A 25,161-nucleotide genomic window follows, 5' to 3' on the forward strand; every position below is an offset into this window, starting at 1 on the left:
AGGAATAAGGACTTCTTGTGCCTGACTGCAGGGTTCCTCGATCACATCGAATGCAGCCTGCCGTGCGAGCTTCGAAACACCGGAGATCAAAGAGGTCTTGCGGAACCGCGGGGGCCGGGAAGAGAAAGCAGGCCGTTGCACCCTTCTGAATCCGGTGCAGCTGTCACCGTATTACCCGTTGTCTGTGAGTGCGACCGTAAGAATTCACTTCTCCCCCCTGTCCGCCTGCCGGGCCTGCAGGTCACGGGTCACTCTAACGCCATCACGTAAAAGGAGCGCCGAATGGGCTGTTGGTACCCGGTCGAGCCTTGCTCGAGAGCCGATGCGTTCGAATGCTGCCGACCTCATCCACTTAAGTGAGCGCGATACCGCACACCTTCAGGGCAGTCAACTACTCGACCAAGTAGTGAATGGTGTAGAAATTCTCTTGCAGGTTTCAATGGCCCGCGGAGAACTCCCCGATGGACGCAAATCGATGAGCCCCGGGGAGAGAAGCCGCACGCCGATCGGGGCGCACGTCTGCGGTTGACCGCCGCGCAGGAGCGCGTGTGGGCGGCCCAGAGGCTGAACCCGGCCAACCCCCGCTGGGGGTGGACGTGGTGGAGGAGGTGGGCGCGCGGTTGGGCCGCCTGGAGGCGCGGATCGCCCTGCCGCTGGTGTTCGCGAAGCTGTCCGGCCCGGCACTGGACGGCGGGCCGGTCTACCGCCCCTCCACCGTCTCTCGGGGGCCGGCGCCCCTGCCGGTGACCTTCGAGCACGTAGGCTGATCGGCATGAAGATCCTTGGCCTGTGCGGAAGTCTGCGAGCGCAGTCGCTCAACGCGGCGGTGCTGCGCGCAGCCGTGGAGTTGACGCTCCTTCCGCGTGAGATCGTCGTGGAGCCCGATCTGGGCCGCCTTCCCTTCTTCAACGCCGACGTCGAGATGACCGCGCTGCCGGAGGTCGTGGCGGAGCTCAGGGCCGCGGTCGGCGCGGCGGACGGCCTGCTCATCGTGACGCCGGAATACGCCCACGGCACCTCCGGGGTGCTGAAGAACGCACTGGAATGGATGGTGGGCGGCGGCGAGATCACCGAGAAGCCGGTGGCCCTGGCGAGCGCGTCCACCACGAACGGCGGCGGCGACAACGCCCGCGCCTGGCTCAGGCAGACCCTCACCGTGATGGGAGCCCGTGTCCTTGACCAGGACCTGCGCATCCCCCAGGCCGGCATCAAGATCACGAACGGCAGGCTGACGGACGAGCCGACCCGGAGCGAACTCAGCGACCTCCTGGACGCCCTCGCCCTGGCAGGCACGCCGGCCCGGGAGGACGGGGCCACGCTCACGGCATGACGTCCCCGTCCAGAACCCGTGCAGAGCCCCGGGTGCCGGTGCGGTGTCCGGGGCCCGCCACCGGTTCGTATACTCGGCCGGGATCCACGACGGACGGGACAGCGAGACAGTGAAGCTTGCCGAGGCGCTGGCCGAAAGGGCCGAAGCGTCGCGCCGCGTAGAGCAACTACGGGCACGTATCGTCAGCAGCGCGCGCCACCAGGAAGGTGAGACGCCCGCCGAGGACGCGGCCGAGCTGCTGGCCGAGGCCGACGGCGTACTGGACACCCTTGAGACGCTGATCCGGCGGATCAACAAGACCAACGCCCTCACGGACATGGGCCACGACGGCACCCTCACCGATGCCCTCGCACGCCGGGACACACTGCGGTTGCGCCACTCGGTGATCACCGCCGCGGCGGACGCGGCAGCGGGCACCGGCGAGCGGGGCTACGGCCGCCAGCTTCGCTCGGAACTGATGATGCTCCCCGCACTCCCGGTCGCCGACCTCCGCCGTCAGGCGGACGCCCTCGCACGGGAGATCCGGGAGATCGACATGCGCATCCAGCGCGCCAACTGGGAGGTCGATCTGCTGGACTGAGCGGCTGCGGCAGATCACGACGATGTGGAGCAGGTAGCCGTTTCGGAGGCGTGCACACACCGAGGGCCGGCGGTTTTCCGGCTCCCTCCTGGCGCGTGAAGAGCAACGCGGGGTTCGACTCCCCATCAGACAGCGCAGCTCAGCACCGCGTACAGGTCATGGTGCACAACGCACGGCACATCACCACGTGCAGATCCGAAGCGGCGAGGGCGGGTTCGGGGTTTCCACATCACAAAGCCGACGAGGGTGCAGAGGCACCCCCCGTTCGCCTCAGACGGTCACAGCCCGGCGATGAGGCCAGGCAGTTCGCGCATGTCGTGGAAGACGACCGTGTCGCGGCCTTCGAGGCGTTCGGCCCGGGTGAGCCCGCCGGCGTAGCCGAAGGCGCGCATGCCTGCCGCGCGAGCGGCGTCGACGCCGGGCCGGCTGTCCTCGACCACCACGCAGGCCGAGGGATCGACGCCCATCTGCCGGGCGGCGTGCAGGAACAGGTCGGGGGCCGGCTTGCCGCGGGAAACCTCCGTGGCGCTGTAGATACGGCCGGCGAAGCGTTCGTAGAGTCCGGTGCGGCCGAGCGTGTGCCGCATCTTGTCGTGGGAGCCGCTGGAGGCGACACAGGTCGGAGGGGTGAGCGCGTCGAGCGCTTCCGGCAGGCCGTCGACCGGAGCGAGCCCGGAATCCACCGCCTCACGGTGGAGTTGCTCGAACCTCTGCGACCAGGTCGCCGCCGTCTCCTCGCCGAGCCGGGCGGCTACCTGGTCGCGGATGGCGGCGTGCGAGCGCCCGATGAAGCGCTCCACCACCTCGTCCTCGGTCAGCGGCCAGCCCAACTCGGCGCCGAGGACGACCTGCACACGTGCGGCGATGCGTTCGCTGTCGACGAGCACGCCGTCGCAGTCGAATATGACGAGTTCGATGGGCTTGATCATTGGCGCAGCATAGGGCGCCGGGGCCGGGCCGGGTCGGGGCGGTCACGGTGAGGACCGAGGCCAGGGGCTCCCGCGGTCGTTGTCGTCGGCGGGGTCCATGCGGGTGAGTGTGGCGATGCAGGCGCGGTGGCACGGGTCCGCGATCCCGGAACGGGGCACCACGCACCGACTGAGTACGCCGACAGGTCCGACATGAGTATCCGGGCCGGTGTGTCCGGGGGCCCGCGCCGCTTCACTGTCGGCATGACGACACAGCACACCGCGATGATTCCGGGCCGGGCGGCGACGGGGGAGCGGGACAACCGGGCCTGGGTGGCACCGGCGATCGCGACGGCCCTGCTGGCCGTGCTGGGCCCGGCCGCCGTCGTATTTGGAGGCCTTTCCGCCATGGCCACGGACAGTTGCGGCCCCGACGACTGCTCGCAGGCGCTGGAGACGTCACTCACCTGGATCTACGGCATGCTCTTCTACGGCGGCCCGCTCACGGCCGCGGCGTGGCTCACGGCCTGGCTGCTCCCCTGGAAGCGCCGCTGGTCGGCCGTGCGCTGCTGGGCGGCACTGTTCGCGCTGGTGCCGCCGACGATCGTGCTCGTCCTGGTGTGCACGCTCCCCGCACCGTGAGACGGCGCCCGGGATCTCGTGAACGCCGACGCCGAGCCCCGCCCGCATCACGGTCCACCGACCGCCCGACAGTCGCATCACCGGGCCCGGCACGGTCGGCACCGGTCGTGGTTCGAACCGTGGGCCGGAGGGAGCCCGCCGCCTCGGCGTCACGCCTGCGGGCGACGGACGGACGAGGCCCCCGATCTGCATCGACTCGATCGACCACGCCCACCGGGAGTTCCTCGGCTGACACCGACATCGAGGTCATGTCTCACCGGCCGGACCCCGCGATCGCATCGCCGGGACGGCACGCATCCTGGCCACCCGCTTCGAGTGGTGAGTCGTCTTCAGGGGTTCACTCGCCGACGGGCAGAAATCGGGTCGCCGCTTCTTCGGCACAGTTGGTAGACATGCGGAGTGGCAGGGAATCATTCCAGTGGCTTTCACGCAGGGCAGTCGGGACTCGTCGTGAGGATCGCGGAGGCGGAACCCGCTGTCCGTGCGTGGCGTGACCGGTTGGACCCCTCCGCGCGTGCGGGTGTCCCGGCCCACGTCACTGTCCTCTTCCCGTTCCTCGACGAAAGCCGCATCGACGGCGTCGTCCGCGCCGCCATCACCGGGATCGTCGGACGTCACCGGTCCTTCGAGGTCCGGTTCGAGCACTGCGGGCGCTTCCCGGGGGTCCTGTATCTCGTCCCCGATCCCGACACGCCGTTTCGCCGGCTGACGCAGGCGGTCACGCAACAGTGGCCGCAATGTCCCCCTTTCGCGGGGCAGTTCGACGACATCGTCCCGCACCTGACCGTCGCGCAGGGGCAGGAGAGCGCAGTCCTGGACGAGGTCGCGGCCGACCTTCGGGACCGCCTTCCCGTCGTCGCCCGCGTTTCGTCGGTCGATCTCATGGTCCACAGCGGCGTGAGATGGCAGCGGCGGGCATCGTTCCCGCTCGGGTGACACCACTTCGGGGGCCCGGACCCGCTGCCGGACGGACAGGGCGGAGGAGAGCGGGATGGAGGAGAGCGGGGCCGGTCAGTGAGAGCGCGCGCGGAGCCGGTGCGCCCCGCGTGCGCGGACGGGTGGCGCGTCGGGGACGACGTCCGCAGTGGGCGGAGGTGTCCCCGACGGCCGGGTCCGAGGGTCAGGGCAGCGGGATGCGGACGACCTGCGGATCGTGGTCGCTGAGCTGGCCGGCGAACTCGGAGTTGATGTGGACGACGTCATAGCTGTAGGCCTTGGCGGCCAGGCTGGACGACAGCAGGATGTGGTCGAGCACCTGGGAGTTGCCCTCGTAGTCGTAGGTGTAGCGCTCCGCGTCGGGCAGTGTGCGGGGCAGGTCCGTGAGGGCGCTGTTCGCGGTGAGAATGTCAGCGGTCCCTGAGAACTCGAAGTCGTTCAGGTCGCCCAGGACGATCACCGAGGCGTTCGAGTCGACGGTCAGGATCTGGTCGACGAAGTTCTTCACCACGGTGGCCTGGTTGTGCCGCTGCGTCTCCGAGGAACGGGCCGGCGGCTGGAAGTGACCGGACAGGGGCTGGTCGCCGCCCTTGGAGTTGAAGTGGTTGGCGATGACGAAGACCGTCTTGCCGTTCCAGGTGAACTCACCGGCCAGCGGCTTGCGGCTGGAAGAGAAGGCCGAGTTCGTCGGGTCGATACGGCCGGGCGAGTACTTCAGCGACGGCACGCCACCGGTGTTGACGACCGCGTTCGCGGCGGTGGCCGTCCCGCCGGGGCGGTCGACGAAGGCCAGTCCACGGTCGGTGCGGAACATGAACACCTGGCGGATGTTGCCGCCGGGCTCGCCGCCGTCTGTGTCGTTCTGCGGGTCGATCTGCCGGTAGCTGTAGCTCGGGCCGCCCGCCGCGGTGATCGCGGCGATCAGCTTGCTCATCGTCTGGTCACAGGCGACCGTGCCGTTGTCCGTGGGACCGTTGTTGTCCTGGATCTCCTCCAGGGCGAGCAGGTCGGGCGACTTGAGGTTCCCCACGATCTGCCCGGCGAGTCCGTCGAACTTCGACTGAGGGTCGGAGGGGTCGAGGTTCTCGACGTTGAAGGTGGCGGTGGACAGCTCTCCGGCGGCAGGCGTCGCGGTGGTCTCGGGCGCGAGGTTGCCGCTGGTCACCGCGGGGGTGCTGGTGGGAAGCAACTTGAAGTTGCCGAAGGAGTAGTCGAGTACGCCGGTGGTGGCGCCGGACAGGGTGTCGCCGACGTTCACGGTCGGGGTGGGAGCGAGCACGTCGTCCAACAGCACCCGCTCCGGATTGGCGTCGTCGGCCTTCAGCACGATGCCGCCGCGGTTGGTGCGGGTCGTGCTGCCCGGCGGGACGACCGGGATCTCGCCGTACGTGCTGCGCGGGCCGACCACGGCGGCGTTGTCGATCTCGACGCGCATGCCCTCCATCGACTCCCAGAAGTCGATGCCGTCGCTCGCCGGGTCGAAGACGCCGCTGTTCTCCACGTCCCCGGTGGCGTCGTCCTCGATCACATTGGCCGGAGGTACACGACCGCCGGAGCCGACCAGGGTCGGGGCGGGCAGCGCGGCACCGCTCGAGACGACCGTGACCGTCGGGGCGGTGATCTCGGTCGTGGTCAGGTTGGTGGTGCCGGTGGTTCCACCCGGGCGGAACTCGCTGACCGTCCCGTCGACCGTCACAGCGTCGGCGACCGCGACCCTCGGGGCGGTGCTGGTGTAGACGAAGATGCCCTCGCTGGTGGCGGGGTCGGCGTCGGGCTGTGGGTCCTGCATCCAGAAGCCGGTGGTCGATTTGGCGGTCACCACGCCGGATATGCCGCTGATCTGCCGGCCGTTGAGCGGGGAGATGTGAGCGGCGCCCTGGATGTCGTGGATGCGGGTGCCACCGCCACCGCCGCCTGAGCTTGAGTTGCGGGGGCTGGGCGTGGTGACGGCGAGGTCCGCGGCGTTGTTGTCGGTGTCGGTCGCGCCGCCACCGGCTCGCACCGCGGCGGTCGTGTTGGACAGGTTGCCGGTGGGCGAGCCCTCGTACGAGCTGGCGCTGCTGCCGTAGCCCACGAAGTCCCGCAGCCCGGCCTGGTTGGCGCAGCCGGTGGAGCAGGTCAGGGCGGTGGTGTTGGTGACCAGGGCCACCTTCGCGGAGGTCGCGCTCATCGCCATGGTGCCGGTGGCGTCCGGGGTGGGCAGCGACGCGCCGGTGCCGGCACCGGCGCCTTCCTGGACGAGGTAGTAGTGGCCGGGCGCGATGGTGCCCGACAGGGCGGTCTTCGACCAGGTGGACGCGGACGCCGAGGCGTACTGCACGGTCCAGCCGGACAGGGACACCGTGCTCGTACCGCGGTTGTACAGCTCGATGTAGTCATTGGTGAACGGGGCCCCCGAGTTGCCTCCGCCGCCGTAGACCTGGCTGATCACGATGTCCGGGGAGACCGCGTACGCGGCGCCCTGGGACGGCGTCAGCAGACCGGCGACCGCGATCGCGGTGGCCGTTGCCGCCGCACATCGGCGCGCGGCACTTCTTCCTGACTGTCTGTTGCCTGACTGCACTGGATCCCTCCCGACGGCAGGTGACACTGACGCCGGGAACATTGGCAGCGGAAGACGCACCTACGCGCGTCAACCGGTCAACATCCAGTGAAAAAAATGGAAGCGGAAGGCTCCGACCGCGGTGCGGTTCTCGGGCTAGTGGCTGCTCTCGCGGTCGAGGACGCGGCGAGCCGCTTCGGCTTCTGCGGCTGGTGGGGACAGTTCGTCGAGGGTGTCGAGTTCGTCGTCTGCTTCCAGTTCCCGTTCCCAGGCGGCGGCGAGCCGTTCCTGTTCGTCGCGAGGCTTGGCGCCGATGGTCTCCCGGTGGTCCGGGTCCAGGGCCGCCAGGAATCGTCGAACCGGGTCGGTCGGCATGCGGTGCTCCTTGTCGCGGGGAAGGGATGCCGCTTCGGCTCAGCATGGCCAACCGGCCGTGGGCGGGCGGCCCGACACGGCCTGACACCACTCTGATGGCCGAGCCGCCCGCCGTCCCCCACGGCCAGGTCGGGCGTCCTCGGCGCTCGAGGCGGGTGCGGGGCCGTCCCGGGCGAGGCCGGTGTCGATGAGTCGGTCCGTCGCCGGACCGGTGACCTTGTCGGACACCTCGTCGCCGGTGGCAGCCGACATGAGACGGGCCGCGCCGGCGTCGTCGGTGACATCAGCCACCATGGACGGTATCCGGCCGGCGGCCGTCGGAAGCCGGTTGCACAGAGCGCGGCGACGGGGCGCGATCCCAGGCGCCGCCGACGGCGGCGGGTTCAGTGAGCACCCGGCGAGCGGATGGGAGCCCACAGCCGGTCGGCGTCGCCGGCGGCGAGGCGGCCCCGGTAGACGTCGATCTTGTGGCCGATGAGTCTCAGGTTCTCCTGGAGTTCGGCGATCCTGGCCAACACCTCGTCGCGGTGCGACTCGAGCAAGTCCAGTCGCTCTTCTTCGTTGCCCTGGCCCGCCGCGACGAGCTCTGCGTAGCGGCGGATGCCCCTGATGGACATGCCGGTCGCCCGCAGCCTGGTGCAGACGGTGATCCACTCGAGGTCGAGTCGGTGGTAGCGCCGTCGGCCGGCGTCGGTGCGGTCGACGGGGGTGACGACCAGACCGACACGTTCGTAATAGCGGAGGGTATGCACGCTGACGCCGGTACGGCGGGCGGCCTCTCCGATGCTCAGGCCCGCCTGCGGAACTGACGGACGGTGTTCGGATTCCGGCTGCGGATTGACCTCGACCACGCTCTAGATCCTAGCGTCGATGTCATTCGCCGTTCAGGCCTTCACCCCCCTGCCGGTCGTCGGCAGTGCCTCATGACAGGACACCTCCGCATGCCCGAACTCAGCCGACGCCGCAGGCTCCTGGTGCTGGCGATCTGCTGCGCCAGCGTGATCGTCGTGGTGATGGACATCTCCATCGTCAACGTCGCCCTGCCGTCCATCCGTCGCGATCTGCACGCCTCGGTGTCCGGCCTGCAGTGGACGGTCGACGCGTACACGCTGGTGCTGGCCGGCTTCCTGGTGCTGGCCGGCTCCACCGCCGACCGGGTCGGCCGTCGGCGCGTCTTCCAGCTCGGCCTTGCCGCCTTCGGAACCGGCTCGCTGCTGTGCGGCCTGGCGCCGAGCCTCGACTGGCTGATCGCGGCGCGGGCGCTGCAGGCCGTCGGCGGCACCATGCTCAACCCGGTGGCGATGGCCATCGTCGCCACCACGTTCCCTGAACCGGTCGAACGGGCCCGGGCCATCGGCGCGTTCGGCTCGATGACCGGCCTGTCGCTGGTGCTCGGACCGATCCTCGGGGGCGCCCTGGTCGATGGCTTCGGCTGGCGGTCCGTCTTCTGGATCAATGTGCCGATCGTGGTCACGGCGATCGTGTGCACGGCACTGTTCGTACCCGAGTCCCGCGCTGCCCGGGCACGCCGGTTCGATCCCGTGGGCCAGATCCTGGTGATCCTGGTACTGGGCGGCGTGGTCTTCTCGGTCATCGAGTCGAGGAGCATGGGCTGGGCCTCGCCGGTCATCCTGGGTCTGCTCGCCGTGGCTGCGCTCGGTGTGCTGGGCATCCTCGGCTACGAACCACGCCGCGCCGACCCGCTGTTGGAGCTGCGCCTGTTTCGCAGCGTGCCGTTCGCCTCGGCGATCCTGATGGCGCTCTTCGCTCTGTGCGGGTTCGGCGCGTTCCTGTTCATGACCACTGAGTACCTGCAGGACGTACGCGGCCTGTCGGCGCTGGTGACCGGAGTGTGCCTGCTCCCGGTCGGCGTCCCGGTCGTGGTGCTCTCCCCGGCCACCGGCCGGCTGGTCGGCGCGCGCGGCCCCAGGCTGCCGCTGCTGATCGCCGGGGCAGCGCTGGCCCTGGGCGGCGGCGCGTCGCTCCTGCTCGGACCGGCCACCCCACTGCCGACCGTGCTCGCGACCTACCTGTTGTTCGGCATCTTCCTGAGCACGGTGAACCCGCCGGTCACCAACACAGCGGTCTCAGGCATGCCCCGCTCGATGGCGGGGGTGGCCACCTCGCTGGCGTCCGCAGGCCGGCAGACCGGGACCACCCTGGGCGTCGCGGTCTCCGGAACGATCGTGGGACCCGCACTGCCCGGCGGCGGGACGGTGTTCATCACTGCGGAACACCGCGTGTGGTGGATGGTGCTCGGCCTGGGGACGGGCATCGTGGTGCTGGGGCTGCTCAGCACGGGGCGGTGGGCCTTGGACACCGCGGCGGGAGCGGCGGCATTGTTCGAGGAGGTGGATCGCGGTGTGGACGTTCCGACCGCCACGAGGGCCACCGTTGATCGGCAGCGCCCCCACGGCCCACGCCAGGACCACCATGGACGATGCGTTGACCTCCACTGACGTGCTGGCAGCGCACCTGACCGTCTCGGCAGCCCGACGTGCATCGCCGCACCCCGCACCATGTCCGGCTAGTGCCTCGGTTGGATCTTCGACCCTCGGTGCGCCGGACGGGGCTACGCCACCGAAGCGGCGCGCGCCCTCGCCTCGCCGGCTTTTGACCAGTTGGGAGTCCACCGGGTCTTCGCCCGACTCGATGTCCTCAACACCGCATCGGTACGCGTGTGCGAGCGCCTTGGAATGCGCCGCGAGGCGCATCTGGTCGACAACGACCTCGACGGGGACCGTCGGGGCAGTGAGTACGTCTACGCGGTGCTTGCCCACGAGCGGAAGAACTGAGCGTCAGCCTTGCCGGTGTTGACCGTTCACGCGGCTTTCGCCGAACGCCGCCCCAACGGATGCCCTTCTCGCCACGGATGCGGGCGGGCGCTCGCACCGTTGGGCGGCCAGCACGCCGGGATGGCGGGCGTTCTCGTTCCGCCGGCGTAAAGAGGCGTGCAGGGTGGGCGTCTGCGCGGTGTGGTTGCCGTGGTGGGAGGTGGGGCGGCGGTGAACGGCCACAGCGGTCCGAAGTGGGCCTCGATCCGCGGGTGACGTACATCCGTCCGTACGGCGTGCGGCACTTGGTCGGTCCGGAGTTCTTCCCTCCACCCGCCCACGATGCGGTTCGCGATCGTGCTCGACAACCTCTCCCCGTACCTGACGAGGAAAGAAGGAGCGAGAGCCGTTTCGGCTGCCCCAGTAATGTGGCTTCGCATGACCGACTCCGCGATCGAGATCACCGCAGACCTGGTCCACAACCTGCTGCAGGAGCAGCATCCGGACCTTGCAGGGCCGGCCATCCGTGAGGTGGTGGGCGGCTGGGACAACCAAATGTGGCGCCTGGGGGACGACTTGGCGGTGCGCATGCCGCGTACAGAACGTGCCCCGGAACTTCAGCGCAAGGAGTGCCGGTGGCTGCCCGTACTGGCTCCACGCCTGCCTCTGCCGGTTCCGAACCCTGTACGGATCGGTGAACCGTCCGCGCGTTTCCCGAAGCCCTGGACCATCATGACGTGGGTTCCCGGCGAGCCGCTGGACTGCTCCACCATCAGCCGCGGCGACCACGCGGCCGACGCACTGGCGGGCTTCCTCAGAGCGCTCCATGTGGAGGCGCCCGCTGACGCGCCGATCAGTGAGGACCGCGGCGACCACCCCAAGAAGTGCACGGACGGCTTCGACCACTTCTTCCACGCCGTCGTCCCCGACGACCTCGCCGGCGAGGTCCGGGCCGTCTGGGAGGATGCCGTCGCGGCGCCCGAGTGGGAGGGCTCGCCGGTCTGGGTGCACGGTGACCTTCATCCCGCGAACGTCGTCGTCTCGGACGGGACGCTCTCGGGCGTGATCGACTTCGGTGACGTGTTCGCCGGCGATCCGGCGTGGGACCTCGCGGCCGCATGGGTGATTCTTCCCGCGGGCGCCGCGTCACGCTTCTTCGACGTGTACGCCCAGGCGGACGAGGGGACGATCCGGCGCGCCCGCGGGCTGGCCGCTCTGAAAAGCCTGTTCCTCATGCTGATGGGCCAGAACGGAGACCGGGGTCTTCCCGGCGGCAAGCCGACATGGGGACCCGCAGGCCGGGCAGCGCTCGATCGTGTTCTGAGAGGCAGTCCGATGTAGGCACGCAGCGACGCGCTCATCCCGTACCCGCTTGCCGGAGCGACTCCGGCGCCGCGACGTCGTTCTCACATCGTTCACGAGGCCGTCCTCGTGAAAACGAACGGGCCTCTGCCTGCTGCCAGCCGTTCGGTCCCGCGCGACTCGGTGCTCGACCTTCGGTGAGAACACTCGGCCTTCGCTGAGACAGGTCACCGTCCGTGCGCGGCAACCGTCCGCCTCGCCGCGGTCAGGGGTTGGCTGCGGTGAGTCCCTGGTCGTCGGGCTCCACCGCGCACCCCGGAGAGAGGATCACGGACCGCAACTCCTCGAACCGGATACGACGTGTGAAGCCCCCGTACTCGCGTACCAGGGACGGCGGCACGCAATGACCGTGAATCAACCGGTGCACCTGCACACTGATCCCGAAGCAGGACATGGGACCGTCGGCGTCCGAGATGGAGACCTCCACCAGCCCGTAGTCCCGGCGCAGCACCTGGTCACCGGGATCGTCCAGGTAATCCGGCCCCACGGTGGCTCCCCATGCACCGGGCCCGGATCCGACTCCGGCCCCGAGGACGTCGCAGTGCGTGGCGACGTGGGCGTAGAAGTCAAGGCCGGACACCCGCTGATCTCCTTGGTCGGGGGCGACTGCGTCACTGCGAGCCGTAGTACAGCCGGAGGAACTCCTCCATCGCCGCGTCGACGCCGGCGCGGTCACCGGTGGCCAGCAGGTCGAGCAGCAGACCGCGGACGGTGGCAAGTCCCAGCCTGGCGCGACTGCGGGCCGTGGCAGGATCCGCCCCTGCGCCGACCTCGGCGGTCACCAGCGGCTCCAGCCAGTCCGTCACGAGCCCGTCGAGGATCGGGGCGGCCTCGGGGCGGCCACGCAGCGCGTGCCCGCAGATCTCGAAGAAGAGTCGCTCCTGACCGGCCAGTTGAGGATCCGTCAGCTGCCGCCACAGTCGCCGCGCGACATCGGCGGGTGAAAGACCGGGCTCCGTGCGGAGCCGGACCAGCAGATCGCGCTGGCGTCGCTCCGACGTCCGGACGATCTCGACGAGCAGCTGTTCCTTGGAGCCGAAGTAGTGGAGCAGCATGCGGTGACTGACGCCGATCGCGGTGCCCAGGCGGCGCAGGCTCAGGTTCGCGATGCCGTGCGCTGCGACGTGGTCGACGGCCGCGTCCACCAGTTGTGTGCGCCGGTCCACGTCCGTGCCGTGCGTCGCCTCGCCCCCGGGATGCGGGCCGTCGGTGTCCAGCACATCACGTTCCTCATTCACCACATCGCGAGTGTACCCATGGGCACACGCTGCATGTACCGTCTGGTACATGAAGTCTGTCACCGTGTCGATCGACGTGCCGCAGACCCCCGAGCAGGTCTACGGCTTCCTCGATGTCCTGGCCCACCACGAGCGGTTCACCGACCACTACCTGACCGACTGGCGCCGCAGCGGCCCCGACCGCGGCATAGGATCGTGCGCCACTGTCACCGCCGCGCTGGGCGGAGTGAAGACCGACGTCACCATCGAGGTCGTCGAGGCCGACGCACCGCGGCGCATCGTCGAACGCAACGTCAGCGCGGCCGGCCGGCGCCTGGCTCACGGCGTCTACACCATCGAGCCGCTGCGAACCGGTGGGAGCCACGTGTCGTTCACGTACGCCTGGGTGCGTGCTCCGCTCTCCGAGCGCCTGCTGGCACCCCTTGTCCGGGCGGTGATGCGGCGCGCCAACCGCACGGTCATGGGACGCCTGGCCACCGAACTGGCTCGCCACGTCGGCGTCGGCGGATCCTGACCGCGGTGCCTGCTGTCGGTCCGGGCACGGGGCTGGGCCCGTGGGCAGCGGCCGGCGGCGGCGAGACGGGCTGGGCAGGACTGCACCTGGGGCCGGCAGGCCGGCGTTGCGATGGCCCGGACAGCTCGGTCGGCGCTGGTCCGGGGTCATCGCTGAAGCGTCAGCGCACGAACTCGGGGGTCGTTTCGGTGGGCACCGTGCGCATGGTCCGAAGAGGCGAAAGGAAGTTGGGCAGGGCACTCGCCGTCATGCCGGCTGCACCGATCCACAAGGTGGCTGTCGCTCCGAACACGGAGCCAGCGGCTCCCCCCAGAAGGCCACCCAGAGGAATGCCGCCCCAGGACACGAAACGGGTTGTCGCGCTCATCCGGCCCAGGAGCGGGTCCGGTGTGAGGCTCTGTTGCAGGCTCGCTTGCGTCACGACGCGGACGACTCCGCCCAGGGAAAGAGCCACCAGTCCGGTCGCCGCTGCGTACACGCTCCAACCTGGTTGCGCCAGCGGCATCAGGCAGGCCAACGGGCAGGTGACCAGCGTGGCGAGCCAGATGACGGGACCTTGCCCGACCCGCTTCGAGACCCTGGTTGCCAGCAGTGAGCCCAGCAGGGCACCACAGCCCATTCCCGACAGGATGAGGCCGACTCCGAAGGGCCGGAGGCCTGTCTCCCTCTCCAGGAAGACCAGCAGCATGGTCTGGTACACGACCAGGAAGAGGTTGAATATCGCATCCCCCAGCATGATGGCCCGCAGGGTGGGGTGCCTGAGCACGAACTCCAGCCCCTGTCTGATGTCGCGGCCCAGACGTCGGCGCTCACTCGGCCCTGGCGTTCGTTCCCGTTTGCGGATGGTGATCGCGAGCAGGCCCGACAGGGTCATCCCGGCCGAACTCGCCACAAGCGTTGCAGGGGCTCCCACCAGGCCGACCAGCGGACCTGCCACCGCCGGCCCGCTGATACTGGTCACCGAACGTATCGCCGAGAGCCTCGAGTTGCCCTCCACGAGATTGCCGCGTCCTACCAAGTGCGGGAGATAACTGACGTACGCGACATCGAAGAAGACAGTCAGTACTCCGTGAGCCAATGCGACGGCGTACAGCCACCAGATGCTCAGAAGGCCCGTCCACCACGCCATCGGCACCGTCAGGAGGACCAGCGCCCTGACGAGATCGGTGCTGATCATCACCGACCGCTTCCGCATGCGATCCACCCATGCTCCGGCCGGCAGTCCGACCAGGAGCGAACCCGCCGTGGTCATCGCTGTCAGGAAGCCGACCTGGAACTCGTCGGCGTGCAGCGCCGCGATCCCCACCAGCGGCAGCGCCAGGAAGATGATGCGATCGCCCAGCTGGCCGAGCGCGGTGGCGGCAAACAGACGTCTGAAGTCCGGATCTCGCAGGAGTCCTGATCGGTCGCGTGTCGGCATGGAGTCACCTACTGTCGGATGTGGAGGATCGGTCGACCGGCCTCAGCGTCACGGCTGATCGACGCCGAACTCGTAGGCCACTTCCCGGCGCCCGTCCGGAATGACGATGTCAGCGGTTTCCACCGGTCGCCCGTCGATGTCGTAGAGGGTCCGTTCGATGTGAAGCACCAGGTCCCCGACGCCGATCCCCAGCAGGTTCGCCTGTGCCTGGGTGGCGCGAGCCGGGCGTGGTGACTCGACCACGGTCTCGATGACCACGCCGATGGAACGCATGCGCTCGACCACCCCCTTTCCCGCCAGTGGGCCCATTTCGGGCAGTACGACCGGCGTTCCGTCCGTGATGGCCATCGGTTCCCAGGAGTCGGAGAGCTGGACGGGCTGCCCGTCGGCGAGGAACTCGTAGTGCGTGGTGACGCAGAGGTCTCGGGGGGCGATGGCGAGCCGCTCGGCGATCGGGTCAGGAGCGGGGACGCGCACCTGGCTGTGGGAGTCCCAAGCGGTCGCCCTGCCCCGCTCCCTCATGCCGACGCGGGAGAGGGAACCGCCCCGGCGATCGCGGTGCCGCGACCTGACCATCCGCAGGCGCTCGCGCGGCAGGCGGACATAGGTGCCCGAGCCCGCGCGTCCTTCGAGGAGGCCTCTGGTGATGAGGCATTCCACGGCTCTTTGCGTGACGTTGCGCCCGACTCCGTACTCCTCGGCGAGCCGTGCCCGGGACGGCAGGCGGTCCCCGACTTCCCACTCGCCTTCGAGGATTCGGGCACGCAGCGCGTCTGCGACTGCCAGATACGGCGCGTCTCGGGGCATGATGCGACTCTCCGGTCGGTCCACTGCCCGGGGGCAGCTGTGTTTCCAGGCGGCGTTCGCAAGCTACTGCACCAGGGGAAAGCTACTGGAGTAGAAATACGCTCGGTGCTCAGGCCGGATTCGTGGAGTTCTGCGCCGCATCGGGCCCCGGTCCAGCCGTACGCCGTCCGGGGGATCCGGACGTACCGCCGTACGAGTGAGCGCGTCAGGGGTGACGCCGACGAATTCCTCGTGTTCACCGCAGCCGTCGGGCGAGCCGTCGGTCCGGCCGCCGCATTCGGGTGCGCCATAAGAGGCGCCGCGGTGTGAACCGTGTGAGCGTGGTGGAACGGATGGTGAGCCGATGCCGTGACAGCCGTACGAGGAGGCGAGATGGCCGTCGTTGCCGGAGAGGGAAGCGCCAGTTCGGCGACGTCCTGCGCCGACGCCTTCCAGCAGCTGCGTGCGGTGGCCGATGCCGTTCTCTACGAGGGCTACCTTCTCTACCCGTACCGCAGGTCTTCGCCCAAGAACCGGGTGCGCTGGCAGTTCGGCGTCCTCGCCCCCCGCGAGTGGGCGGAACGGGACGGCCCGGTGCCGGCGGTGCTGTCGGGGGCGGTGGACTCCTGGTACCAGCAGACGGAGTGCCTGGTGCGAGCTGCCCCCGGGGCTCTGCTGCGCGTGCGGGTGCGTTACCTGCAACTCCAGCGCAAACAGGTCGAGGAGCGGCTGCCCGACGGCGGTTACCGGCAGGTCGAGTCGCTGGACGACGGCGATGCCGTCCACCTGACCTTCGACGAAGCCGTCCCCCGCGAGGAGGTCGCCGCCTTCCCGCTGGACCAGTTGCTCGTGTGCGACCAGCGCCTGTGGGCCGGGTCCGCGGGTGGGGAGGAGAGCGAGATCGTCGCGGGCGGGGCCGGGCGGGTGGTGCGGCGGCGGGAGCAACTGGACGCGGTGACGACCCTGCGGGCCGAGCCCGTGGCGGACGGCCGGCCAGCCGCCGCCGGGGTCTACCGGCTCCGGGTGCGGACGGAGAACACCGGATCCCTGGACCGCGGCACCGAGGCATCGCGCGCCGAGGCTCTCGCCCACGCCCTCATGGCCACCCACACACTCATCGGCGGGGACGGCGTCGAGTTCCTGTCCCTCACCGATCCGCCGGGCCCGTACGAGCAGCACGCCCGCGCCTGCCGTAACGTGCACACCTTCCCCGTGCTCGGCGGCGAACCCGGCCGCGAGGCGTTGCTGTCGTCACCGATCCTCCTGCCCGACCACCCGCAGGTGGCCCCGGAGAGCCCGGGCGATCTCCACGACGCCGCCGAGATCGACGAGATCCTGACCCTGCGCACGCTGCTGCTGACCGACGAGGAGAAACGCGAGGCCCGTGCCACCGACCGGCGCGCGGCGGACATCCTCGACCGCGTCGAGACGATGCCGCCGGAGGTCTTCGCCCGGCTGCACGGAGCCATCCGTTCCCTGAAGCCATCCGCTCCGTCCGCTCCGGCCGGTCCGTCCCCCCGGCCGACCGCACCGGGCAGGACCTCATCAGGGGTTCCCTGGTGGCAGGACGGCGGCGACGACGGACTGTCGCCCACGACCGACAGCGTGCTCGTCGACGGCGTGCCGGTGGCGGCCGGCAGCGCCGTGCGGCTGAACCCGGCCGGGCGCGGCGCCGACGCCCAGGACATGTTCCTGGCCGGACGCACCGCCCGGGTGGCGGCCGTTCTGCACGACGTGGACGGCAGCATGCATGTCGCCGTCACCCTCGACGACGACCCCGCGGCCGAACTCAACGGCTGGTACGGCCGCTTCCACTACTTCCGCCCGCATGAACTGACCCCCCTGACCGCCACTGACGAGGGAGGGCGCAATGGACGCCCTTGAGGTACTGGTCCACGACCACCGCATGGTGGAACAGCTGTTCCGCAACTATCACGCCGCCGCCTCCGACAAGCAGCGCCGGGCCGTGGTGGAACTGATGGTGCGTGAGCTGTCCAAGCACGCCGCGCTGGAGGAGATGTTCGTCTACCCGCTGGCGAGGAACGCCTTCCCCGACGGCGCGGAGGAGATCGACGAGCAGCTCGAGGAGCACAGGGCCGTGAAGAGGACCCTCCTCGCCCTCGACAGGCTCTCCGAGGGCGACGAGCGCACCGACGACCTCGTCGAGCAGCTGCGCCAGGAGGTCGAGGAGCATGTCCGCGAGGAGGAGCAGCAGTTCCTGCCCCGGCTGCGCGAATGGGTGTCCCAGCGGGAGCTGGACCGGCTGGGGGAGCTGCTGACGAAGGCGAAGCAGACCGCGCCGACCCGTCCCCATCCGCACGCCCCCGACCATCCGCCCGGCCTCACCCTGGCCGCGCCGGTGGCAGCGGCGTACGACCGCTTCCGAGACCGACTCCAGCAAAGGCCCAGGACATGACGATCGACAGCGGCACCACCGAAGTCAGTCAGGAGACCAGCCGGCCGACGCCGCGGAAGGGGTTCGACGAGATCCACATCCTCTGGATCTCCGAGGGCATGAGCTGTGACGGCGACACCGTCTCGCTCACCGCCGCCGGACAGCCGTCGATCGAGGACGTCGTCCAGGGCCTGATCCCCGGCCTGCCGACGGTACACCTGTACAACAAGGTGCTCTCGCCCACCCAGGGCGGCGAGGACTTCCTCGCCCCCTACCGGGCGGCGGCGCGCGGCGAACTCGCGCCGTTCATCCTGGTGATCGAAGGATCGATCCCCAACCAGGACATCATCGAGGGCGACGGCTACTGGACGTCCTTCGGCAACGACCCGGAGACCGGTGAGCCCCTCACCCTCAACTGGTGGATCGACCAGCTCGCCCCGAAGGCCTGGGCGATCGTGGCGGCCGGCACCTGTGCGACGTACGGCGGCATCCACGCGATGGCGGGCAACCCGACCGGCAGCATGGGCCTGTCGGACTACCTGGGCTGGGACTTCACGTCACAGGGCGCGCTGCCCGTCGTCAACGTCCCCGGCTGCCCCATCCAGCCGGAGAACTTCATGGAGACCCTGGTCTGGGTCCTCCAGCACGCGGCGGGCGCGGCCCCGCCGCCCCCGCTGGACCACATGCTGCGCCCGCAGTGGCTGTTCGGGAAGACCGTCCACGAGGGCTGCGACCGCGCCGCCTACTACGAGCAGGCCGACTTCGCCAAGGACTACAACGCCCCCAAGTGCCAGGTGAAGGTGGGCTGTTGGGGACCCGTGGTCAACTGCAACGTGCCCAAGCGGGGTTGGATGAACGGGGTCGGCGGCTGCCCGAACGTCGGCGGCATCTGCATCGGCTGCACCATGCCCGGCTTCCCCGACGCCTTCATGCCGTTCATGGACGAGCCGCCCGGCGGCAGCCTGTCGTCGCTGCTCGTCAAGCCCTATGGCGCCTTCATCCGCCGGATGCGCGGCATCACGTCCATGGCCGTCAACCGGGAGCCGAAGTGGCGGCACAGAGGCACGGAGCTGACGAGCGGTTACGACCCCCACTGGCGCCCCTGACACAGCGAGACACCCCACCAGCGAGGGCAGGAAACACATGACAACGACCGAGGACCGGGCCGGGACCACCGGGCGTCAGCCCGCACAGATCGTGGACATGTCCTGGGACCCGATCACCCGGATCATCGGCAACCTGGGCATCTACACGAAGATCGACTTCGCCAACCGCGAAGTGGTCGAGTGCCACAGCACGTCGTCCCTCTTCCGCGGCTACTCCGTGTTCATGAAGGGCAAGGACCCGCGCGACGCCGGTTTCATCACGTCCCGCATCTGCGGTATCTGCGGGGACAACCACACCACCTGCTCCAACTACGCCCAGCAGATGGCGTACGGCATCAAACCGCCGGAACTGGCCGACCACATCGTCAACCTCGGTGAAGCGGCCGAGTACATGTTCGACCACACGATCTTCCAGGACAACCTGGTCTTCGTGGACTTCTGCGAGGCGATGGTCAAGGCCACCAACCCGGGTGTGCTGGCCCGGGCCGAGCGCACCGAGGCGCCCCGTGGCGACATCCACGGCCACCGGACCATTGCCGACATTATGCGCTCGTACAACCCCTTCGAGGGGGAGACGTACAAGGAGGCGCTGAAGATCAGCCGGGTCACCCGGGAGATGTTCTGCAAGATGGAGGGCCGGCACGTCCACCCGTCGACGTTGTACCCCGGCGGGGTGGGCACCGTCGCCACCCCGACCACCTTCACCGACTACCTCTCCCGGCTGATGACGACGCTCGACTTCGTCAAGAAGTCCGTCGCGATGAACGACGACGTCTTCGACTTCTTCTACGAGGCCCTGCCCGGCTACGAGGAGGTCGGCCGCCGCCGCGTCCTGCTCGGCTGCTGGGGCGCCTTCCAGAACCCCGAGGTCTGCGACTACCGTTACGAGACGATGAACGACTGGGGCAAGGCGATGTTCGTCACCCCCGGCATCATCGTCGACGGCCAACTGGTCACCAACAACCTCGTCGACATCAACCTCGGCATGCGGATCCTGCTGGGCAGCTCCTACTACGACGACTGGACGGCCGAGGAGCCGTTCGTCACCAAGGACCCGCTCGGCAACCCGGTGGACATGCGCCACCCGTGGAACCAGACAACCGTCCCGGTGCCGCAGAAGCGGCAGTTCGACGGCAACTACAGCTGGGTGATGAGCCCGCGCTGGTACCACCAGCAGAGCGACCAGCACCTGGCCCTGGACACCGGCGGCGGCCCGCTGGCGAGGCTGTGGTCGACGGCGCTGAGCGGACTGGTCGACACCCCGTACGTGAAGGCCACCGGCCACAGCGTGCGCATCACGCTGCCGAAGAGCGAGAAGCTCCCCGAGCAGACGCTGGAGTGGAAGATCCCCCAGTGGAGCAACACCATCGAACGGGACCGCGCCCGCCCCTACTTCGTGGCCTACGCCGCCGCGATGGCCTTCGAGTTCCTGGAGAAGGCGATGGCCCTGGTACGGGCCGGCGAGATCAAGGTATTCGAGAACTTCGAGGTGCCCGACGAGGCGATCGGCTGCGGGTTCCACGAGGCCGTCCGCGGGGTCCTCTCCCACCACCTGGTGATCAAGGACAAGAAGATCGCCAACTACCACCCGTATCCGCCCACCCCCTGGAACGCCAGCCCCCGCGACAGCTACGGCACTCCGGGGCCGTACGAGGACGCCGTCCAGGGACAGCCGATCTTCGAGGAGAACGGGCCCGACGACTTCAAGGGCGTCGACATCATGCGCACCGTGCGCAGCTTCGACCCCTGCCTGCCCTGCGGCGTGCACATGTACCTGGGCAAGGGCAAGGAGCTGACCACGGTGCACACACCGACCTACGGAGCCGGCGGCCATGGCTGAGGCGGACCGGCTCGGCGACAGTGCGGTGACGGCCCGTCTGGCCCGCATCGACGAGCTGCTGGAACGACTGGAGAACGCCGCGGGACCGACGGCCCGCGACGCCCTGGAGGCGGTGCGCGCCCTGACAGAGGTCTACGGCGAGGCCCTCGCCCGGGTCCTGGACCGCGCCGACGCGTCGCTGGCCGCAGCCCTCGCGGACGACGAGCTCCTCGGGCATCTGATGGTGCTGCACGACGTCCACCCCGAGCATGTGCTTCCCCGGCTGAACCGTGCCGTCGAGCAGCTGCGCGGCAGCCTGCGCGAACGCGGCGGCGATCTGGAGCTGGTCGCCGTCGACGACGGAGTGGCCCGGGTCCGCCTGCGGTCCGGCGGATGCGGCTCGACGGCCGCCGGGCTGATGGACGCCGTCCGTGAGTCCCTGCTCGCGGTCGCCCCCGAGCTGCGGGGCGTCGAACGGGAAGCGGATCCCGGCCCCGGCTCCGCGTTCGTACCGCTGGACGCGGTGTCCCTCCGGCTCGCGCAGCCCCAGGGGACGCCATGACCACCGGCGGGGCCCTGGCCCGGGTCGTCCGCTCGGCCACCGACCGGCGGACGGCGGCCCGGGAGAGCTGCGACCTGTGCGCGGCGCCCGTGTCCGACGGGCACCGCCATCTGTACGACGGCGAGCGGCAGGAGGTGCTGTGCGCCTGCCGGCCCTGCGCCCTGCTGTTCGTCAGGGACGAGGCGGGCGCCGGGCACTACCGGCTGATCCCGGAGCGTCACCTCGAGCTCCCGCCGGTGGACACCGCGCCGCTGGGCGTGCCCGTGGGCCTGGCCTTCTTCGTCCCGCGTGCGGACGGCACGGTCGTGGCGCACTACCCGGGCCCCGCAGGCGCGGTCCGCTGGGACGTGGAGGCCGCCGCCTGGCGGGAGGTGGTCGCCGGGTGTGCACTGGTGGGGAACGTGGCACCCGATGTCGAGGCGCTGCTGGTCAACACCGCCCGGGGCGCGTGCCGGCACTGGATCGTCCCGGTCGACGTGTGCTTCCGCCTGGTAGCCCTCGTTCGGCACGAGTGGCGCGGGCTGTCGGGCGGCGCACGCGTGTGGCCCGCCGTCGAGCGGTTCTTCGCTGATCTGACGAACACAGGGAGCACATGATGGGAACGATCAGGGTCGGCAGACCTGTCGTGAAGCCGGACACGCCCACCCATGTCCTCGGTCTCCACCAGGGCAACAAGGGGCCGTACGGACACCAGGCCGGGCACCACAAGGACGGTACCGCCGACGCGCGCCGTTCCACCGGCATCCACTGGAAGAAGCACAACGCGATCATGAAGGTCATGCCGAACCTTCCCCCGGGATGAGGAGCACACCATGGCACAGCTGACGGCCCGGCGCGTACTGACCGCACAGGCGGTGTTCGTGACAGGAGCGGCCCTTGCCCTGCTGATCATGGAGATTCCCGGGATCGTGCGCGAGATCAGGATCTTGCGGATGGTCGGCTTCCCGTCCGGCTCCCGCCGCCCGCGGTGACGCCCGTGCACGAGTTGTCGATCGCCACGGCCATCGTGGAACAGGCGGACGAGGTGGCGCGGGCCCATGGCTCGGGCGCCGTGTCCGTGGTCAATGTGCGGGTCGGAGAGTTGTCCGGGGTCGTCCCCGCAGCGCTGGCCTTCGCCTTCGAGGTGGCCCGGAACGGGACCGCGCTGGCGGCGGCCGAACTCGTCGTCGAGGAGGTCGCCGCCGTCGCCCACTGCGGGCCCTGCGACGAGGACTTCCCCGTGGGAGTACCGCCGTTCCTCTGGTGCCCGCGCTGCGACCGCCCCTGCGAAGGGCTGCTCAGCGGGCGGGAGCTGGAGATCACCGGCCTGGATCTCGCCGGGGCGCCGGGCTGACCCCGGCGCCCCGCCGACGCTGCCTCAGCAGATCCGCGGCAACTGCTCCCCGAGCGGCAGGTCGACCACCCGGGTGCCGCCGAGACCGGTCGACACCACCACCATGCCGGGGTGTTCGGCCACGCACTCACCGATGAGCGCGGCCTGCGCCCCCTGCGGATGCGCCCGCATCGCCGCCAGCACCGCATCGGCGTGCTCGCGGGGGACGAACGCCACCAGACGGCCCTCGTTGGCGACGTACAGCGGGTCCAGGCCCAGGAATGCGCAGGCGTTGGCGACGGCGTCCGGCACCGGGATCGCCCGCTCCGTCAGCCGCACCCCGGTGCCCGAGGCCCGGGCGATCTCGTTCAGCGACGCTGCGAGCCCGCCCCGCGTGGGATCGCGCAGCACGTGAAGGTCGGACGTGACCTCCAGCATCGCCGCGACCAGAGCGGCCAGCGGCGCGGTGTCGCTCGCGACCTCCACGCCGAACTCCAGCCCGTCGCGCACGCTCATGATGGCCACGCCGTGCAGGCCGATCGGCCCGCTGACCAGGACGGCGTCGCCGGGCCTCGCCCGCTGCGGCCGGATGTCCACGCCGTCGGCGACCAGGCCGATGCCGGAGGTGGTGAGGTACACGCCGTCCCCGTGCCCGGCCTCGACGACCTTGGTGTCCCCGGTGGCGACGGTGACGCCGGCCGCCTGTGCGGCGGCACCGACGGCGCGGGCGACCCGGTCGACGACGTCCATCGCCACGCCCTCCTCCAGTACGAAGGCCGTCGACAGGAACGCCGGCACCGCACCGCTCATGGCGAGGTCGTTGACGGTGCCGTTCACGGCCAGGTCGCCGATGCAGCCGCCGGGGAAGAACAGCGGCCGTACCACGTAGGAGTCGGTGGAGAAGGCCAGCCGGGCCCCGCCGAGGCGGACCACCGCCGAGTCGGCGAGCCCGGCCAGCACCGGATTGCCGTAGGCCGGGGCGAAAACCCCGTCCACGAGCTCCGCCGACAGGGCGCCGCCGCCCCCGTGGCCCATGACGACGACCGGCTGGTCGCGCAGCGGAGCGGGGCAGGACCAGTTCGACGGGTCGACGACTGCGGTGGCGGACGTGTCAGCCAACGGGGCTCATCTCCTTGTGCGGGGTGGTGTCCATCCGCCGGTAGAGGTAGTAGGCGGCACAGGCGCCCTCGTTGGAGACCATCGTGGCGCCCAGCGGGGTGCGTGGTGTGCAGGTCGTGCCGAAGGCCGGGCACTCGGTCGGCTTGATCAGGCCCTGGAGCACCTCGCCGCTGCGGCAGACGCCGGACTCCTCGGTACGGATGCCGCCGACGTCGAAGCGGTGCTCGGCGTCGTGGTCGCGGAACGCCTCCGTCAGCCGCCAGCCGCTGCCCGGGATGCGTCCGATACCGCGCCAGGAGCGGTCGGTGACCTCGAACACCTCTTCGATCATGCGCAGGGCGGCCGGGTTGCCGGTCTCCCGTACGGCACGGGCGTAGGCGTTCTCCACGCGGTGCTCGCCGCGCTCCAGCTGGTGCACGGCGCGCCGGATGCCCTCCAGGATGTCCAGCGGCTCGAACCCGGTCACCACGATGGGGACGCGGTGCCGCTCGGCAAGGTCCGGATACTCGGCGGTGCCCATCACGCTGCACACGTGGCCGGCCGCGAGGAATCCCTGCACCCGACAGGAGGGGGCGGTCATGATGGCCTCGACCGCCGGCGGCACCCGCACGTGCGACACCAGCAGGCTGAAGTTGGCAAGGCCCAGGCGGCGCGCCTGGTGCACGGCCATGGCGTTGGCGGGCGCCGTGGTCTCGAAGCCGATGCCGAAGAACACGACCTCGCGGTCCGGGTGACGGCGGGCCAGCTCCAGCGCGTCCATGGGGGAGTAGACCACGCGGACGTCGCCGCCCTCGCTCTTGACCCGGAACAGGTCCCGGTCCGTGCCCGGCACCCGCAGCATGTCCCCGAAGGAGCAGAAGATCACCTCGGGCCGGGCGGCGATCGCCAGCGCCTTGTCGATGACCTCCAGCGGCGTCACACACACCGGACAGCCGGGTCCATGGATCAACTCGACTTTTTCGGGGAGGAGTTGGTCGATCCCGTGTCGGATGATGGAGTGGGTCTGACCGCCGCAGACCTCCATCAGTGCCCACGGCCGGGTGACCGTGGCGTGGATCTCGTCGAGCAGCCTGCGCGCCAGCTCGGGGTCGTTGAACTCGTCGATGTACTTCATCGGGCTCCTTCCTCGGCGCCGGACGTGGCCGCCGGGCCTGCGGGCTTCGGCACCCCCGCCTCCTGTGCCGCCCGCCCCCAGGCGTCACCGAACTCCTCCTCCAGCAGCCCCAGTTCCTCGAAGAGCCGCAGGGAGGCCTGCGCCGACTCCTCGTCCAGCCGCTGCAGCGCGAATCCGACGTGGACGATGACGTACTCCCCGACCCGCACATCGGGGACGTACTCGAGGCAGACGCGTTTGTGCACGCCGCCGAAGTCGATCAGCCCCGTCAGGGGATCGGTGCCGTCCTCGACGGCCAGGACGCGGCCGGGCACTGCCAGACACATG

The 25,161-nt window shown here is 69.9% G+C and carries 28 protein-coding genes and 2 pseudogenes; 18 read left to right on the top strand and 12 right to left on the bottom strand.

Features of this window, described 5'->3' with window-relative positions; translation table 11 throughout:
• Positions 1–548: 548 nt before the first annotated feature.
• The 3 genes from K7G59_RS15245 to K7G59_RS15255 all read left to right on the top strand — a co-directional run bounded on the left by K7G59_RS15245 (position 549) and on the right by K7G59_RS15255 (position 1,910).
• A complete protein-coding gene (locus K7G59_RS15245) occupies positions 549–767 on the top strand; it encodes a cytochrome P450 (RefSeq protein ID WP_225834413.1) in 219 nt (72 codons plus the stop codon).
• A 5-nt stretch (positions 768–772) separates the two neighbouring features.
• On the top strand, positions 773–1,330 hold the full coding sequence (locus K7G59_RS15250; RefSeq protein WP_225834415.1) for an NADPH-dependent FMN reductase: 558 nt from the start codon (positions 773–775) through the stop codon (positions 1,328–1,330).
• Between the two features lie 109 nt (positions 1,331–1,439).
• Complete coding sequence (locus K7G59_RS15255) at positions 1,440–1,910, top strand: DIP1984 family protein (RefSeq protein ID WP_225834417.1); 471 nt, start codon at positions 1,440–1,442, stop codon at positions 1,908–1,910.
• Positions 1,911–2,188: 278 nt separating this feature from the next.
• Here the strand turns inward: K7G59_RS15255 and K7G59_RS15260 are convergent, their stop codons facing one another.
• Positions 2,189–2,839: an HAD family phosphatase gene (locus K7G59_RS15260; RefSeq protein ID WP_225834419.1), complete on the bottom strand. Its 651-nt coding sequence runs from the start codon at positions 2,837–2,839 to the stop codon at positions 2,189–2,191.
• A gap of 243 nt (positions 2,840–3,082) precedes the next feature.
• Between K7G59_RS15260 and K7G59_RS15265 the strand changes: the two genes are divergently transcribed.
• Positions 3,083–3,460 (top strand): hypothetical protein, encoded by a 378-nt coding sequence (locus K7G59_RS15265; protein ID WP_225834421.1) that lies wholly within the window; start codon positions 3,083–3,085, stop codon positions 3,458–3,460.
• Positions 3,461–3,910: 450 nt separating this feature from the next.
• Positions 3,911–4,396 carry a 2'-5' RNA ligase family protein gene (locus tag K7G59_RS15270; protein WP_225834423.1) on the top strand — a complete coding sequence of 162 codons (486 nt, stop codon included), beginning with the start codon at positions 3,911–3,913 and terminating at the stop codon, positions 4,394–4,396.
• A gap of 184 nt (positions 4,397–4,580) precedes the next feature.
• Here K7G59_RS15270 and K7G59_RS15275 read toward each other — a convergent pair whose 3' ends face one another.
• The 3 genes from K7G59_RS15275 to K7G59_RS15285 form a co-directional block, all read right to left on the bottom strand.
• The gene (locus K7G59_RS15275; RefSeq protein WP_225834424.1) at positions 4,581–6,959 is read right to left on the bottom strand and encodes a lamin tail domain-containing protein; all 2,379 of its coding nucleotides are present in this window, start codon (positions 6,957–6,959) and stop codon (positions 4,581–4,583) included.
• A gap of 135 nt (positions 6,960–7,094) precedes the next feature.
• Positions 7,095–7,313, bottom strand: coding sequence for a hypothetical protein (locus tag K7G59_RS15280; protein WP_225834426.1), 219 nt, complete (start codon positions 7,311–7,313; stop codon positions 7,095–7,097).
• A 383-nt stretch (positions 7,314–7,696) separates the two neighbouring features.
• The gene (locus K7G59_RS15285; RefSeq protein WP_225834428.1) at positions 7,697–8,164 is read right to left on the bottom strand and encodes a MerR family transcriptional regulator; all 468 of its coding nucleotides are present in this window, start codon (positions 8,162–8,164) and stop codon (positions 7,697–7,699) included.
• 90 nt (positions 8,165–8,254) lie between these two features.
• Between K7G59_RS15285 and K7G59_RS15290 the strand changes: the two genes are divergently transcribed.
• Both K7G59_RS15290 and K7G59_RS15295 read left to right on the top strand, forming a co-directional pair.
• Positions 8,255–9,772: an MFS transporter gene (locus K7G59_RS15290; protein ID WP_225834431.1), complete on the top strand. Its 1,518-nt coding sequence runs from the start codon at positions 8,255–8,257 to the stop codon at positions 9,770–9,772.
• A gap of 75 nt (positions 9,773–9,847) precedes the next feature.
• A pseudogene (locus K7G59_RS15295) lies at positions 9,848–10,108 on the top strand (GNAT family N-acetyltransferase); the annotation flags it as partial.
• A 46-nt stretch (positions 10,109–10,154) separates the two neighbouring features.
• Here the strand turns inward: K7G59_RS15295 and K7G59_RS15300 are convergent.
• A pseudogene (locus K7G59_RS15300) lies at positions 10,155–10,353 on the bottom strand (IS630 family transposase); the annotation flags it as partial.
• A 172-nt stretch (positions 10,354–10,525) separates the two neighbouring features.
• Here K7G59_RS15300 and K7G59_RS15305 point away from each other — a divergent pair.
• Complete coding sequence (locus K7G59_RS15305) at positions 10,526–11,428, top strand: aminoglycoside phosphotransferase family protein (RefSeq protein WP_225834434.1); 903 nt, start codon at positions 10,526–10,528, stop codon at positions 11,426–11,428.
• A 226-nt stretch (positions 11,429–11,654) separates the two neighbouring features.
• Here the strand turns inward: K7G59_RS15305 and K7G59_RS15310 are convergent, their stop codons facing one another.
• Positions 11,655–12,029 (bottom strand): hypothetical protein, encoded by a 375-nt coding sequence (locus tag K7G59_RS15310; RefSeq protein ID WP_225834436.1) that lies wholly within the window; start codon positions 12,027–12,029, stop codon positions 11,655–11,657.
• A 31-nt stretch (positions 12,030–12,060) separates the two neighbouring features.
• Complete coding sequence (locus tag K7G59_RS15315; RefSeq protein ID WP_225834438.1) at positions 12,061–12,690, bottom strand: TetR/AcrR family transcriptional regulator; 630 nt, start codon at positions 12,688–12,690, stop codon at positions 12,061–12,063.
• 46 nt (positions 12,691–12,736) lie between these two features.
• On the opposite strand from K7G59_RS15315, the gene K7G59_RS15320 reads away from it, so the two are divergent.
• On the top strand, positions 12,737–13,201 hold the full coding sequence (locus K7G59_RS15320) for an SRPBCC family protein (RefSeq protein WP_225834440.1): 465 nt from the start codon (positions 12,737–12,739) through the stop codon (positions 13,199–13,201).
• Between the two features lie 160 nt (positions 13,202–13,361).
• Here the strand turns inward: K7G59_RS15320 and K7G59_RS15325 are convergent, their stop codons facing one another.
• Entirely contained in the window at positions 13,362–14,621 is a 1,260-nt protein-coding gene (locus tag K7G59_RS15325) for an MFS transporter (RefSeq protein ID WP_225834441.1), read from the bottom strand.
• Between the two features lie 48 nt (positions 14,622–14,669).
• Positions 14,670–15,428 carry a GntR family transcriptional regulator gene (locus tag K7G59_RS15330; RefSeq protein WP_225834443.1) on the bottom strand — a complete coding sequence of 253 codons (759 nt, stop codon included), beginning with the start codon at positions 15,426–15,428 and terminating at the stop codon, positions 14,670–14,672.
• A 372-nt stretch (positions 15,429–15,800) separates the two neighbouring features.
• Here K7G59_RS15330 and K7G59_RS15335 point away from each other — a divergent pair, with 372 nt between their 5' ends.
• The 9 genes from K7G59_RS15335 to K7G59_RS15375 are packed head-to-tail and all read left to right on the top strand — an operon-like array spanning position 15,801 to position 22,622.
• Positions 15,801–17,291 (top strand): hypothetical protein, encoded by a 1,491-nt coding sequence (locus K7G59_RS15335; protein ID WP_225834445.1) that lies wholly within the window; start codon positions 15,801–15,803, stop codon positions 17,289–17,291.
• Complete coding sequence (locus tag K7G59_RS15340) at positions 17,278–17,823, top strand: hemerythrin domain-containing protein (RefSeq protein ID WP_225834447.1); 546 nt, start codon at positions 17,278–17,280, stop codon at positions 17,821–17,823. The genes K7G59_RS15335 and K7G59_RS15340 overlap by 14 nt, the downstream gene beginning before the upstream one ends.
• The gene (locus tag K7G59_RS15345; RefSeq protein WP_225834449.1) at positions 17,820–18,908 is read left to right on the top strand and encodes a hydrogenase expression protein HypE; all 1,089 of its coding nucleotides are present in this window, start codon (positions 17,820–17,822) and stop codon (positions 18,906–18,908) included. The genes K7G59_RS15340 and K7G59_RS15345 overlap by 4 nt, the downstream gene beginning before the upstream one ends.
• A gap of 37 nt (positions 18,909–18,945) precedes the next feature.
• Complete coding sequence (locus tag K7G59_RS15350) at positions 18,946–20,748, top strand: nickel-dependent hydrogenase large subunit (RefSeq protein ID WP_225834450.1); 1,803 nt, start codon at positions 18,946–18,948, stop codon at positions 20,746–20,748.
• Positions 20,741–21,289, top strand: coding sequence for a NifU family protein (locus K7G59_RS15355; protein WP_225834451.1), 549 nt, complete (start codon positions 20,741–20,743; stop codon positions 21,287–21,289). The genes K7G59_RS15350 and K7G59_RS15355 overlap by 8 nt, the downstream gene beginning before the upstream one ends.
• On the top strand, positions 21,286–21,885 hold the full coding sequence (locus tag K7G59_RS15360; RefSeq protein WP_225834452.1) for a DUF5947 family protein: 600 nt from the start codon (positions 21,286–21,288) through the stop codon (positions 21,883–21,885). Before K7G59_RS15355 ends, K7G59_RS15360 begins: the two co-directional genes overlap by 4 nt.
• Positions 21,885–22,091, top strand: a complete 207-nt coding sequence (locus K7G59_RS15365; protein WP_225834453.1) for a hypothetical protein — start codon at positions 21,885–21,887, stop codon at positions 22,089–22,091. The genes K7G59_RS15360 and K7G59_RS15365 overlap by 1 nt, the downstream gene beginning before the upstream one ends.
• Before the next feature lie 10 nt (positions 22,092–22,101).
• Positions 22,102–22,260, top strand: coding sequence for a hypothetical protein (locus K7G59_RS15370; RefSeq protein ID WP_225834454.1), 159 nt, complete (start codon positions 22,102–22,104; stop codon positions 22,258–22,260).
• A 5-nt stretch (positions 22,261–22,265) separates the two neighbouring features.
• A complete protein-coding gene (locus K7G59_RS15375) occupies positions 22,266–22,622 on the top strand; it encodes a hydrogenase maturation nickel metallochaperone HypA (protein ID WP_225834456.1) in 357 nt (118 codons plus the stop codon).
• A gap of 24 nt (positions 22,623–22,646) precedes the next feature.
• Here K7G59_RS15375 and hypE read toward each other — a convergent pair whose 3' ends face one another.
• The 3 genes from hypE to K7G59_RS15390 are packed head-to-tail and all read right to left on the bottom strand — an operon-like array spanning position 22,647 to position 25,160.
• The gene (gene hypE / locus K7G59_RS15380) at positions 22,647–23,720 is read right to left on the bottom strand and encodes a hydrogenase expression/formation protein HypE (RefSeq protein ID WP_308295043.1); all 1,074 of its coding nucleotides are present in this window, start codon (positions 23,718–23,720) and stop codon (positions 22,647–22,649) included.
• Positions 23,713–24,834 (bottom strand): hydrogenase formation protein HypD, encoded by a 1,122-nt coding sequence (gene hypD / locus K7G59_RS15385; protein ID WP_225834458.1) that lies wholly within the window; start codon positions 24,832–24,834, stop codon positions 23,713–23,715. The genes hypE and hypD overlap by 8 nt, the downstream gene beginning before the upstream one ends.
• Entirely contained in the window at positions 24,831–25,160 is a 330-nt protein-coding gene (locus K7G59_RS15390) for a HypC/HybG/HupF family hydrogenase formation chaperone (protein WP_225834461.1), read from the bottom strand. Before K7G59_RS15390 ends, hypD begins: the two co-directional genes overlap by 4 nt.
• Position 25,161: the final 1 nt, after the last annotated feature.

Source organism: Streptomyces sp. NK08204 (assembly GCF_020400585.1).
Taxonomy (GTDB): domain Bacteria; phylum Actinomycetota; class Actinomycetes; order Streptomycetales; family Streptomycetaceae; genus Streptomyces.